The organism is Polaromonas sp. CG_23.6 (assembly GCF_029892315.1).
GTDB lineage: Bacteria > Pseudomonadota > Gammaproteobacteria > Burkholderiales > Burkholderiaceae_C > Polaromonas.
Genome location: NZ_JARXUY010000001.1, coordinates 538863 through 551791 on the forward strand (window position 1 = coordinate 538863; position 12929 = coordinate 551791).

Genomic DNA, 12929 nt, shown 5'->3' on the forward strand with positions numbered 1-12929 from the left:
GAGTGATGGTAGCTGAAGGCTATTGCATGACTGGCCAGTCTTGAGGGCCTTTTGGCATGGCTGTCGGTGACCGGCATCGATAGAATGCAGCCATGAATTTTGATGCTGCGACTATTGATGCCGGGCAGGCTTTGAGCCTGGCCAGGAAAACGTTTGAAATCGAAGCCGCGGCTGTGCTGGACCTGGCCAGCCGCATCGGCGATGAGTTTGTTCAGGCGGTCGGGTTGATGGTGGCCTGCCCTGGCCGCGTGGTCGTCATGGGCATGGGGAAAAGCGGTCATATTGGGCGAAAGATTGCTGCCACGCTGGCGTCGACCGGTACAGCCGCCTTGTTCGTGCATCCGGCTGAAGCCAGCCACGGCGATCTGGGGATGATCCAGGCCAGCGACGTGGTGCTGGCCATTTCAAACAGTGGCGAAAGCGAGGAACTGGTCGCGATTCTTCCCGTATTGGGCCGCTTGGGCGTGGCGCTGGTTGCCATGACTGGCGGCCGGGAATCCACGCTGGCCAGACAGGCCCGCATCACGCTTGATACCAGCGTTGCCAGGGAAGCCTGCCCGCTGAATCTTGCGCCCACAGCCAGCACCACGGCGCAACTCGCCATGGGCGATGCGCTGGCCGTGGCGCTGCTTGATGCGCGCGGCTTTCGCGAAGAAGATTTTGCCCGTTCACACCCTGGCGGTGCGCTGGGCCGCAAGTTGCTGACCCATGTGAGCGACGTGATGCGCAGCGGCAGCGCTGTTCCGCAGGTGCTTGCAGAAACTTCATTTACCGAACTCATGCGCGAAATGAGCGCCAAGGGATTGGGCGCTGCCGCTGTCGTGGACAGAAGCCAGCAGGTCCTTGGAATTTTTACAGATGGCGACTTGCGCCGGCTGGTTGAGAAAGGCGCGGATTTGCGAAGCCTTCACGCCGCTGACGTGATGCATGTCGATCCGCGCACCGTAAGCAAAAGCGCGCTTGCCGTGGAAGCTGTGGCGTTGATGGAACTGCACCGCATCAACAGCATGCTGGTGGTGGATGAAGCTGGAAGGCTTTGTGGCGCTCTCAGTACCAACGACCTGATGCGTGCAAAGGTCATCTGACATGCCAACTACTTGTCTTACAACGACTGTGCCGTTCCTGAATTTTCCACCGGAACTTCTGCTGAAAGGCCAAAGCATCAAGGTGGCATTTTTTGATGTGGATGGCGTCCTGACCGATGGCGGCTTGTATTTTTCGGAATATCCGGACGGACACGAACACGCTCGGGTGGAAGATGGGTTCAGAGCGTCTGGCGAAACCATCAAGCGCTTCAACACGCTGGACGGTCACGGACTCAAGTTGCTGCAAAAAGCAGGCATTACGCCTGTTGTCATCACGGGCCGGGACAGCGCCGTGCTGCGTGGGCGACTGCGCGCGCTGGGAATCCAGCATTGCCACTTCGGAACCGAAGACAAGCGCCCGGCCGCCGAGCAAACCCTCACAGCGCTTGGACTGGACTGGAATGCCGCTGCTGCAATGGGCGACGACTGGCCCGACCTGCCGGTCATGAGCAGGGCGGCATTGAGTTGCGCGCCTGCCCATGCCCATCTTGAAGTCAGGTCACGCGCCCATCACATCACACAGGCCCGCGGAGGCCAGGGGGCGGTTCGCGAATTTTGTGATTTGCTGCTGGTGGCCAGCGGCCACTATGCCGGGCTGTTGCGCGGGTATTTGGAATGACGGAAAGCTCGATCAGCCGTACCAGCGGCGGCAATGTCTCAATGCCGCATAAAAGTGGATGGCGAAGAGTTCTATCGCTCTGGGACCGGACGGCTATGTACATGCCGCTTCTCATGATGGGAGCGCTGGCTTTGGGAACCTATTGGCTGGTGCGCAATACGCCAACTTTCAGCGCGCCGGAGGCCGTCAGGGAAGTGGGCCATGAAATTGATTATTTCATGCAGAATTTCACTATTAAAACCTTTGATGTAGACGGCAAACTCAAAAGTGAAATTACGGGAACAGAAGCCCGTCATTTTGTAGATACCGACATTTTGGAAATCGATCAGGCACGTATTCACAGCATCAACATCAACAGTCAACTCACGACTGCCACTGCCAACCGGGCTTATTCAAATGGCGACGGCTCGGAGGTTCAATTGACTGGCAACGCACGGGTTGTACGTAAAGCAAGTCGTGATGCACAGGGAAAGGAATCACCCAGGCTGGAGTTTCGTGGTGAATTTCTTCATGCTTTTTTGAATGAAGAACGCGTCCAGTCGCATTTGCCTGTGGTGTTGATTCGAGGGGCTGACCAGTTCACCGGCAATGTCTTTAGCTATAACAATCTGGACCAGGTCGCCGTTTTGACGGGCCGGGTTCGTGGCGTGTTGATGCCAAATTCAGCAAACCGATCCCTTGCACCTGCTCCCGCGCCATAGCGGGCAAATATTTGCTGCTGCCAGCCCGATGAAATGCTCGCCCAAATGAGATTCAGACCTGATGAACGCAATGGCTGGATGCAGAAATTTCCTGCACTGATCACGACCTTGCGCTTTGCGCAGGGCGGTCACGAAAATTAACCAATCACATCCAGATTTCCAGTAGGGAAAGAACCACCCCGGTTCTTTATTGGCCTTGGAAAATTGTGAGCTGAAATGCAAAACGGCTTCAAAACCTGAGTCCTGAAGCCGTTTCAAGCGCTTTTGGTCAGAAACCAAAAGCGCTGTTTTTACAGGCCAGCTGGCCTGTCGGGAAATAGCAGGGCTTAGTAGCCGCCGCGTCCACCGCCGCCGCCACCGGAACGTCCGCCGCCAGCGCCGCCGCCACCGTATGGGCTGCGGAAACCACCGTCGCCGCCGCCACCACCGGAAGAACGACCGCCGCCGCCGCCATATCCACCACCACCGCCACCACCGCCGGAACGATCGCCACCACCGTAGCCGCCACCGCCGGAGCGTTCGCCACCACCGTAGCCGCCGCCACCGCCGAAGCCGCCGGTGCGTGGAGGACGGGCCTCCATCGGACGGGCTTCATTCACCACGACGCTACGGCCACCCAAAGGTTGACCGTTCATGCCGTTGATGGCTGCTTGTGCTTCCGCATCGCTGGCCATTTCGACAAAGCCAAAGCCCTTGGAGCGACCGGTGTCGCGTTCCATCATGACTTTGGCGCTGGTCACAGCGCCGAATTGACCAAAAGATTGCTGCAGGTCTTCGTCACGCACCGAGTAAGGCAGGTTGCCGACGTATAGTTTGTTGCCCATGAAGGGACTCCTCTAAAACACATAAATAAAAGCGATGGGGTCCCGAAAGCACAACAAACTTTCAATGTACCGCTGTAGCGCGCGAAACTGACCGATCACCTAACAAGTACAAACTCTAAATTTGTACCCGCACATTATGCTTTACTTCCCCGAAAGAACAACACTGGAATTCGTTCTGAAAGTCTTGGTTATTAAAATTTGGTAGGTACATATACTTATATTTGAGAAGATTTTTTTAACTTCGAAGTTGTTTCAAACCGACCTCTATATCCAACACAACAAAAGCCCGAATTTCTTTTGTTTGCACTGGTTGCATAAAGTTACCAATTGACTTCGTTTTCAGGTGTTGCGCTAATGCGGTGAATTGAGCGGTCGGCACCTTCGAATTCCTCCTCGTGCGTCAATCTCAATCCCAAAGTCATTTTGAGTGCGCCATACACGACGCATCCCATTAGCACTGCCCATGTCACGCCCATTGCCGTTCCAATCAGTTGCGCGCCAAAACTGACACCGCCCAGGCCGCCGAACGCTTTGCTGCCAAAAATGCCTGCAGCCAACCCGCCCCAAGTGCCGCATATTCCATGCAGCGGCCAGACACCGAGCACGTCGTCGATTTTCCATTTGTTCTGCGTCAGCGTGAACATCACGACAAACACGGCGCCAGCCACGCCGCCGACAACCAGCGCGCCCAGTGGATGCATCACATCGGACCCTGCGCACACGGCCACCAGTCCGGCCAGCGGCCCGTTGTGCACAAAACCCGGGTCGTTTTTGCCAAATGCCAGCGCTGCCAATGTACCTCCCACCATCGCCATCAATGAATTAACTGCGACCAGACCGGAAATCTTGTCAAGTGTCTGCGCGCTCATCACGTTGAAGCCGAACCATCCGACGATCAGTATCCAAGCGCCCAGCGCCAGGAAAGGAATGCTTGAGGGCGGATGTGCCGATATCGCGCCGTCCTTTCGGTAACGGTTGCTGCGTGCGCCAAGCAACAGCACGGCAGGAAGCGCCAGCCAGCCACCCAGCGCATGAACGACGACAGAACCGGCAAAATCATGAAATTCGCTTCCGGTCAACGACTTGATCCAACCCTGTATGCCAAAGTGTTGATTCCAGACGATGCCTTCAAAAAAGGGATAGACAAATCCGACGATGACCGCCGTTGCAATCAATTGAGGATAAAAGCGTGCGCGCTCGGCAATCCCACCCGAGATAATCGCCGGAATGGCAGCGGCGAAAGTGAGCAGGAAAAAGAAACGGACCAGTTCATAGCCGTTTTTGGCGGCCAGTTCCTCAGCACCCACAAAAAAGTGGGTGCCGTACGCCACGCCGTAGCCAACGGCAAAATAAACCACGGTAGAGACTGAAAAATCGACCAGGATCTTGGCCAGTGCATTGACCTGGTTCTTTTTACGCACCGTGCCGAGTTCCAGAAATGCAAAACCGGCATGCATCGCCAACACCATGATGCCGCCTAACAAAATGAACAAGGCATTTGAGCCCTGATTTGGTGCTTCCATAACGCGCCTCTTGAATAAATATGATTTGTTGGTGCGTTTTTTGAGGAATTCGAAAAACCGCACCAAAACAAAGCAAGAAATGCGCCGTCAAAAAAACGCCGTTATGGTGCGGAGCGGTCATTCCCCGAATGGAATTCCACCTTCGCTGGTCTTGCAAGCCACCCCTATAATTCTGGCTGTCATTGGGGAGTAGCCGCCCTTCTTCACTGAGAGGGGTTTGCGTCAACAGACTTGTGGGGCCTTGCAACAAGGCCAGCATGGCGCAAACAGTTTTCAAGCCTGGCGAGACCTTTGACTGCACAGCCTCCAGAACTTTTAAAAGCTTCGGGCCGGGGACGTCGTGCAGTCATTGGTTTTTTTGAGCCGGCCTGGGCTGTTTTTTTGCATGGAAGCTTTCCTCGTCTCCACCGGTATCGTCGGCCTTGCCGAAATGGGTGACAAAACCCAGCTGCTTGCGCTGGTGCTGGCCGCGCGCTATCAAAAACCCTGGCCCATCGTTTTCGGCATCCTGGTGGCCACGTTGGTCAACCATGCGATGGCTGGCGCACTTGGCGCCTGGGCGACCACCTTTCTCGGTCCTCAAATCCTGCGCTGGATTCTGGGGGTTTCCTTTATCGCCATGGCGGTGTGGATGCTGATTCCGGACAAGCTCGATGAAGAAGACCTTGACAGGAAGCCGCCCCGCTTCGGCGTGTTTGCCACCACGCTGCTGGTATTTTTTCTGGCTGAAATGGGCGACAAGACGCAAATCGCGACGGTGATGCTGGCCGCACGCTATGAGGCTTACTACTTCTGGGTCGTGGCCGGCACCACGCTGGGCATGATGCTGGCCAATGCGCCGGTGGTCTGGCTCGGCAGCCGCTTCATGCACCTGATTCCGCTGCGCGTGGTGCATGTCGTGTCGGCACTGGTTTTTGCCGCGCTGGGCGGGCTGGCGCTGCTGATGCCGGCCTAAGGGTCTGCCGGATGTCCGGATTGCTATACTGATAAAGCGCCGATTTGCTCAGCTTGCGGGCGCTTAAAAAGTACGGCTAAAGACGATTCTCCCCCTCAACCCGGACTCGCCTTGGCGATGCCGGGTTTTCTTTTTTTATGCCTCGTCTGGCTGTTTTTCCTGTCCTGATCTTGAGTCTGTTTTACCGTGGATCCAACTACAGTGCCTATTGCCCCTCTACTTGTCGCCACGCCGGAATCGATGCATTTTGCCGAGGCCTTGCCCTTGCGCAGCGGTGCCTCGATTCGTGCCTACGACCTGAGTTATGAAACCTATGGCCAGCTCAATGCCGACAAGTCCAATGCGGTGCTGGTCTGTCATGCGCTGAACGCCTCGCACCATGTGGCGGGCGTCTACCTGGACGAAGCCGGGCAGGTCACGAAAAAGTCCGAAGGCTGGTGGGACACCATGATCGGCCCCGGCAAGCCGGTGGACACCGACCGGTTTTTTGTCATTGGCGTGAACAACCTGGGCTCGTGCTTCGGCTCCACCGGACCGATGCAGACCCACCCGGACACGGGCGAGGTGTACGGCGCCGATTTTCCGGTCGTCACGGTGCAGGACTGGGTCAACTCCCAGGCCCGGTTGCTTGATGTGCTCGGCATCCAGACGCTGGCCGCCGTCATGGGTGGCAGCCTGGGCGGCATGCAGGCACTGGCCTGGACACTGCAGTACCCCGAGCGCGTGCGCCATGCGGTGGTGGTGGCCAGCGCACCCAACCTGACGGCCGAAAACATTGCCTTCAACGAAGTTGCGCGCCGCGCCATCGTCACCGACCCCGACTTTCACGGCGGGCACTTCTACCGGCACGGCGTACTGCCCAAGCGCGGCCTGCGCATCGCCCGCATGATCGGCCACATCACCTATTTGAGCGACGACGTGATGAACGCGAAGTTTGGACGACAGTTACGAGCCCCCACGCTCCCCGCTGCGCGTGGTTCGCTGCCCCCCGAGGGGGCCGCTGCGCCTGCGAACCGGCAAAGCCGGATTCGCGGCCCTGGCTTGGACGGACTGCCAGCCGCTTTGGCCAACGCTGCGCCCTACCGCTACACCACCCAGGACGTCGAGTTTGAAATTGAAAGCTATCTACGCCACCAGGGCGACAAGTTCGCCGAATACTTTGACGCCAACACTTATTTGCTGATCACCCGGGCACTCGACTATTTCGACCCGGGGGCTGAATTCGGCGGCGATCTGAGCCGTGCCCTGGCCAACGCCAGCGCCAAATTTCTGCTGGTGAGCTTCACCACCGACTGGCGATTTTCCCCGGCGCGCAGCCGCGAAATCGTCAAGGCCCTGCTCGACAACCAGATCGATGTGAGTTACGCCGAGATCGACGCGCCGCACGGGCATGATGCCTTTTTGCTCGATGACGCACGCTACATGGGCGTAGTGCGCTCTTATTTCGAAAGCAAGGTGGCCGCATGACCGGAACCACGCAAACCGGCTCTCCGCTGTCACCGGACCAGTTGTCGATTGCCCGACTGGTGCCCAAGGAGTCCCGTGTGCTCGACCTGGGCTGCGGCACCGGCGCGCTGCTCGACTACCTGATCAAAGTGCGCGGCTGCTCGGGTTATGGCGTCGAGATTGACGACGCCAACGTGCAGGCTTGCGTGGCGCGTGGCGTCAACGTGATCCAGTTCAACCTTGAAGAAGGGCTGGCGCTGTTTGGCGACGCTTCGTTCGACGTGGTGCTGCAGATCGACACGCTGCAGCATCTGCGCAACGCCGAAGTCATGCTGCGCGAAACGGCCCGCGTGGGGCGCATCGGCATCGTTGCCTTCCCCAACTTTGGCCACTGGCCGAACCGGCTGGCCGTTCTGCGTGGCCGCATGCCTGTGACCAAGGTGCTGCCCTACCAGTGGTACGACACGCCCAATATCCGCGTCGGCACACTGCGTGACTTTGCCGCGCTGGCCCGTCAAAACCAGTTGCAGATTCTGGATTCCTTCGGCCTGCAGGACGGCCAGGAAATCCGCTTTTGGCCCAACGCACGCGCCAGCCGGGCGGTGTTCAAGCTGCAGCGCGCTTGAACACCGCCCGGTGCATTAAATAAATCAAGACGACACATGAACCATTCCACGGCTAAAAAGCCATCTCCCGTTTCCTTCGCCGAAGCCTTTCGCTTCTGGCTGCAACTCGGCTTCATCAGTTTTGGCGGCCCGGCCGGACAGATCGCCATCATGCACCGCGAGCTGGTGGAAAAGCGCCGCTGGGTGTCTGAAAAGCGCTTTTTGCACGCGCTCAACTTTTGCATGGTGCTGCCCGGCCCCGAGGCGCAGCAGCTGGCCACCTACCTGGGCTGGCTGATGCACCGGACCTGGGGCGGCGTGGTGGCGGGCAGCCTGTTTTTCCTGCCGTCGCTGGTGCTGCTGATTGCCTTGAGCTGGGTTTACATGGCGTTTGGCGAGCAGCCGCTGGTGGCGGGGATTTTCTATGGCATCAAGCCGGCGGTGGCGGCAATTGTGTTGCACGCGCTGCACCGCATTGCCACAAAATCATTAGGAAATCCAATGTTTTCGCCCGTCCCATGGGCGATAACAGCTATGAGTTTTATAGCAATCTGGGCGTTGAAGCTGCCTTTTCCGCTGGTCGTTCTGAGCGCGATGCTGACCGGCGCCGTGCTGGCGCGCATTGCCCCGGGCAGCCTGGCGCACGGCAAAGGCCATGCGTCGGCCAACCCCGCCCTGCGCGAGACTGCCCTGATTGATGACGACACGCCCACGCCACCCCATGCGCTGTTCAGCCTGTCGCGTCTGGCCATGGTGTTGCTGGCGGGCGCGGCGCTCTGGCTGCTGCCGATGGCCGCGCTGTTTTTGACCTACGGCTGGAGCGACACGCTGACGCAGATCGGCTGGTTTTTCACCAAGGCCGCGCTGCTGACGTTTGGCGGGGCCTACGCCGTGCTGCCTTACGTCAACCAGATGGCGGTCGAGCATTACCAGTGGCTGAGCACGGCGCAAATGATGGACGGTCTTGCCTTGGGCGAAACCACGCCCGGCCCGCTCATCATGGTGGTGGCGTTTGTCGGCTTTGTTGGCGGCTGGGCCAAGCAGGTGCTGGGGCCGGAGGCTTTGTTTCTGGGCGCTGCAGTGGCCGCCTGCGTGGCGACCTGGTTCACCTTTTTACCGTCCTTCATCTTCATCCTGGCGGGCGGGCCGTGGGTCGAATCAACCCGTGACAACCTCAAACTGACTGCACCGCTGGCGGCCGTGACGGCCGCCGTGGTCGGGGTGATTGCCAATCTTGCTCTGTTTTTCATAGCTGCTGTCGCTTATCCCGTAAGCGCAGGCAGCGGTTTTGATGAAAAACCTGACGCCGTGGCGCTGACGCTGGTCGCGCTGGCGGCGCTGGCCTTGTGGCGGCTCAAGTGGGGGGTGATTTCGGTGATTGCCGCTTCGGCCGCTGCCGGCCTTGCGCTGCGGCTGCTGGGCTGGGCTTGACCACGGCGGCGCCGGCCTCAAGCCTGCCGTGCGCTGCCGGCGCTTTCAGCGTAATCAGCGTAATCATCGCTATCGGCCAGCGGTATGCTCAAGACCATGAACGCCGCCCCTGAAAGTCCCCGCGCTGCCTCGGCGCGCCGCTTCGCCAGCCGACTGCTGGAGCGACTGTTCGGTCACTGGGTCCACTGGGTCACGCCGACCACGCTGCGCGCCGATGCCATGGCCGGCCTGCTGGGCGCGGTGCTGGTGCTGCCGCAGGGCATTGCGTTTGCCACGCTGGCCGGGCTGCCTCCCGAATATGGCCTGTACACGGCGGTGGTGCCGTGCATCATTGCCGCGCTGTTTGGCTCCAGCTGGCATGTCATGTCGGGGCCGACCAACGCCAATTCACTGGCACTGTTTGCCATGCTGTCGCCGCTGGCCCTGGCTTTCAGCCCGTCCTACATTCAACTGGCGCTGGCCGTGACCGTGATGGTGGGTGTGCTGCAGTGGCTGATTGGCGCACTGCGGCTGGGCATGCTGGCCAATTTCATTTCGCCGTCCGTGCTGTTCGGTTTCACCTCCGGGGCGGCATTGCTGATTGGCGTGCATGCCTTGCCCGATTTTTTGGGGATTGCCGCCTCGCCCGAACACGGTGCGGGCGCGGTGCTGGCGCATGTGTTCACGCAACTCCTGTCTGCCAAACCTGCTGCACTGGCCGTGGCCGCCATCACGCTGGCGGCTGCGCTGGGACTGCGCCGCTACCGCCGCAACTGGCCCTACATGCTGATCGGGCTGGTGGTGGCGACGGCGCTGGCGTGGGTGTGGACTCGCTTTCTGGGCGGCGGCGCAACACCGGCTTCGGCACTGCGCCTGATCGGGCAAATCGCCACGCCATGGCCGCGTTTCGAGCTGCCGCACATCAGCTGGGCGCAGGCGTCGGACCTGGTCGGCCTGGCGTTTGCACTGACCATCGTGGCGCTGGGGCAAGCGATTTCGATTGCCAAGACCGTGGCGATGCACTCGGGCCAGCGCATCGATGCCAACCGCGAGTTCAGAGGGCAGGGGCTGTCGAACATCATCGGCGGGTTTTTTTCCAGCTATGTGTCCTGCGGCTCGATGAACCGCTCCATGCCGAATCTGCAAGCCGGTGCCCGAACACCGCTGGCGTCGGTGTTCTCGGCGCTGCTGCTGCTGGCGCTGGTGGCGGTCAGCTCGCAATTGCTGGCGCAAATTCCGATGGCCGCGTTGTCGGCGCTGCTGCTGCTGGTGGCGGTGAGCCTGCTGGACTTTGCGCGCTGGCGCCAGCTGTTCAGCCTGAGTCGCACCGATTTTGGCGTGGCCCTGGCCACCATGGTCGCCACCGTCACCATCCGGCTTGAAATGGCCATTTTGCTCGGCATGCTGCTGTCGCTGATGTCGTTTCTGTACCGCACCTCACGGCCCGCGATGCGCAGCATGGGCTTTGACAGCCGCGGACCAGACCGGCAGTTGGTGGTGATTGACGATGCGCCGCAATCATTCGAAGACGCCAGGGCAGCGCCTTCATCTGGGGGCAGCGCAGAGCATGTCGTGGCAAGCGTGGGGGCAACGGCCGCCAGCGCCGGGCAGCCCCAAGCCAGGCCAGCCCCCTCGGGGGGCAGCGCAGCACACGAAGTGGCAAGCGTGGGGGGAACGGCCGCCAGCGCCGGGCCGCCCCAAGCCAGGCCAGCCCCCTCGGGGGGCAGCGCAGCACACGAAGTGGCAAGCGTGGGGGCAACGGCCGCCAGCGCCGGGCCGCCCCAAGCCAGGCCAGCCCCCTCGGGGGGCAGCGCAGCACACGAAGTGGCAAGCGTGGGGGCAACGGCCGCCAGCGCCGGGCCGCCCCAAGCCAGGCCAGCCCCCTCGGGGGGCAGCGCAGCACACGAAGTGGCAAGCGTGGGGGCCACATTCCTCCCGGAGTGCCCGCAACTCAAGCTGCTGCGCATGGAGGGCGAGGTGTATTTCGGCGCGACCCAGCATGTTGCCGACATCCTGCACGCCCTGCGCAGTCAGCCGAATCCGCAAAAGCACCTGCTGGTGATGGCCAAGAGCATGAACTTCATTGACCTGGCGGGTGCTGAACTGTGGGAGTCCGAACTGGCCGCGCGCCGGGCCATGGGCGGCAACCTGTACTTTCACCGGCCGCGCCCGGAGGTGATCAGCATGTGGCGCAAGACCGGCTTTACCAACGTGCTGGGATGGGAGCACCAGTTCTCAGACAAATTCACAGCCATTTCCACCATTTTCAGCAAGCTCGACCCGGACATCTGCCGGCATTGCAGTGCCCGGATTTTCGAGGAATGCAAGACGGCTGCGGGCGCTGACGATCCCGCGAATCAGCCTGCGCGCTGAAGGCTCTGCTCAAAGCAAACGGCCTGCCTGGTCATTCCAGCGCAGTTTGACACCGGAATGTCCCAGCCGCCGGGTTACGCGCAAGCACCGGACTGTCCGCGCATCCGCGTCATGGCGGGCGTGCTGGCGAGTGAGAAGCCTGTCGCGCCAAGCCACCATTTCAAACATCAACCCGCGCGGCGAAACGTGAGGTTGATGCGCTGGCGCCCCGCGCGCGGGTGGTCGCCGTCGGCCAGCGGTGACACACCGTGAAACGCCAGCCGCGATGCGCCCCCCCACACCGCCACGTCTGCGTGCACCATCCGCCAGCGGGCAGGGTGGTCGCTGCGCTGCAAACCGCCAAACAAAAAAACCGCCGGCAGTCCCAGCGACACCGAGACGATGGGCGCGCCCGGGTCGCTTTCGTCGCGGTCCTGGTGCAGCGACATGCGCGCGCCCGGTTCGTAGCGGTTGATCAGGCAGGCGTCGGGCGCGAAGCCTTCATAACCCGCCTCAGCCGCTGCCCGCGTCGCCAGGTCGGCAAAACAGGCGGGCATGGACGGCCAGGGCTGGCCCGAGAGCGGGTCGGCGCTGCTGTAACGGTAGCCCGTGCGGTCGGAAACCCAGCCCAGTGCGCCGCAGTTGCTCATTGCGACCGACATGACGTGTCCGCCCGGCGTCAAAAGATGGCGCAAGGGCGCGACCGCGATGATCTGCTGCACGGCCTGAAGCAGCGCTTCAGCCTGGTCCAAGGCAAAACCCCGCAGCAGAAAAGCGCCTGGTGCGATGGATTCGGGCGCGGTGTAGTGCGTTAGCGGTTCATCGAAAAGGCTGCGGGTCAAAAATCGCCTCTATTTCTGACTGATTTCATGATGAAAAGTGCCATTTGCGCAATGGACATAAGCTTAAGCTGCTATTAAAAATATAGTTGAGTAAAGCCTGGCCATAAATTTCCAGGCAAGCGTGTCATGGCGCTTTCGTGTGGCGGCTTCGCTGTCCAGCCGCTACTTTAATGAAACTTGGATTCTTGACTTGAGCAGTTCGGCTATCAGGTCTTCAATGTTTTTCCTTGCCGCGCCTTCGTTTGCTAATTTAAGTCGTTCGCTCCCAACAAACGCATCACCCATTTTTGCGGTGTACGGCGTCGGAATCGAGCGCAAGAAAATCTCTCTTCCTGAGCTTCGCTCAATAAGTGAATAGCTGACCGTTGCGGTGACCGTCATGTTGAAACCAACCATCGGCTGATCAAGACCCGTCTAGTCAGCCGTTGGCTGGTAAGGACCATAGCGGCCAACAGGGCTGAGCAGTCCAGTAGTCCGCAGAGAGTTCTCCAGCGCGCGCTGGAAATCTGAACTATCAACCTGAGAGGTCCACATTGGACTGGTTTCCTTGCCACCAGTGACATCCGT

The 12929-nt window shown here is 60.2% G+C and carries 12 protein-coding genes and 1 riboswitch; of the genes, 8 read left to right on the forward strand and 4 right to left on the reverse strand.

All coding sequences use genetic code 11. The features are described 5' to 3' along the window. Positions 1 to 92 precede the first annotated feature (92 nt). Genes H4V98_RS02610 through lptC form a run of 3 tightly spaced genes read left to right on the forward strand, consistent with a single transcriptional unit; the run spans position 93 to position 2405 of the window. Entirely contained in the window at positions 93 to 1085 is a 993-nt protein-coding gene (locus H4V98_RS02610) for a KpsF/GutQ family sugar-phosphate isomerase (RefSeq protein WP_196862555.1), read from the forward strand. A 1-nt stretch (position 1086) separates the two neighbouring features. After that, a complete protein-coding gene (locus H4V98_RS02615; protein WP_196862554.1) occupies positions 1087 to 1704 on the forward strand; it encodes an HAD hydrolase family protein in 618 nt (205 codons plus the stop codon). Between the two features lie 41 nt (positions 1705 to 1745). Then, the gene (gene lptC / locus H4V98_RS02620) at positions 1746 to 2405 is read left to right on the forward strand and encodes an LPS export ABC transporter periplasmic protein LptC (protein ID WP_231374638.1); all 660 of its coding nucleotides are present in this window, start codon (positions 1746 to 1748) and stop codon (positions 2403 to 2405) included. A 326-nt stretch (positions 2406 to 2731) separates the two neighbouring features. On the opposite strand, the gene H4V98_RS02625 is transcribed toward lptC, so the two are convergent. Both H4V98_RS02625 and H4V98_RS02630 read right to left on the reverse strand, forming a co-directional pair. Then, the gene (locus H4V98_RS02625; RefSeq protein WP_196862552.1) at positions 2732 to 3229 is read right to left on the reverse strand and encodes an RNA-binding protein; all 498 of its coding nucleotides are present in this window, start codon (positions 3227 to 3229) and stop codon (positions 2732 to 2734) included. Between the two features lie 320 nt (positions 3230 to 3549). After that, positions 3550 to 4752: an ammonium transporter gene (locus tag H4V98_RS02630; protein ID WP_196862551.1), complete on the reverse strand. Its 1203-nt coding sequence runs from the start codon at positions 4750 to 4752 to the stop codon at positions 3550 to 3552. 172 nt (positions 4753 to 4924) lie between these two features. Continuing rightward, positions 4925 to 5076, forward strand: a riboswitch (yybP-ykoY riboswitch). Positions 5077 to 5137: 61 nt separating this feature from the next. Here H4V98_RS02630 and H4V98_RS02635 point away from each other — a divergent pair. From H4V98_RS02635 to H4V98_RS02655, 5 genes are all read left to right on the forward strand, one after another. After that, positions 5138 to 5707: a TMEM165/GDT1 family protein gene (locus H4V98_RS02635; protein WP_196862550.1), complete on the forward strand. Its 570-nt coding sequence runs from the start codon at positions 5138 to 5140 to the stop codon at positions 5705 to 5707. A gap of 186 nt (positions 5708 to 5893) precedes the next feature. Further along, on the forward strand, positions 5894 to 7174 hold the full coding sequence (locus H4V98_RS02640) for a homoserine O-acetyltransferase (RefSeq protein ID WP_280757259.1): 1281 nt from the start codon (positions 5894 to 5896) through the stop codon (positions 7172 to 7174). Further along, on the forward strand, positions 7171 to 7779 hold the full coding sequence (gene metW, locus H4V98_RS02645; protein WP_196862549.1) for a methionine biosynthesis protein MetW: 609 nt from the start codon (positions 7171 to 7173) through the stop codon (positions 7777 to 7779). The genes H4V98_RS02640 and metW overlap by 4 nt, the downstream gene beginning before the upstream one ends. Positions 7780 to 7815: 36 nt before the next feature. Beyond that, positions 7816 to 9189 (forward strand): chromate efflux transporter, encoded by a 1374-nt coding sequence (gene chrA / locus H4V98_RS02650; protein ID WP_196862548.1) that lies wholly within the window; start codon positions 7816 to 7818, stop codon positions 9187 to 9189. 96 nt (positions 9190 to 9285) lie between these two features. Beyond that, positions 9286 to 11541, forward strand: coding sequence for a SulP family inorganic anion transporter (locus tag H4V98_RS02655; protein ID WP_255532124.1), 2256 nt, complete (start codon positions 9286 to 9288; stop codon positions 11539 to 11541). A gap of 167 nt (positions 11542 to 11708) precedes the next feature. Here the strand turns inward: H4V98_RS02655 and alkB are convergent, their stop codons facing one another. Both alkB and H4V98_RS02665 read right to left on the reverse strand, forming a co-directional pair. Beyond that, positions 11709 to 12362 (reverse strand): DNA oxidative demethylase AlkB, encoded by a 654-nt coding sequence (gene alkB / locus H4V98_RS02660; RefSeq protein ID WP_196862547.1) that lies wholly within the window; start codon positions 12360 to 12362, stop codon positions 11709 to 11711. Positions 12363 to 12524: 162 nt separating this feature from the next. Beyond that, complete coding sequence (locus H4V98_RS02665; RefSeq protein ID WP_196862546.1) at positions 12525 to 12743, reverse strand: hypothetical protein; 219 nt, start codon at positions 12741 to 12743, stop codon at positions 12525 to 12527. Between the last annotated feature and the right edge of the window lie 186 nt (positions 12744 to 12929).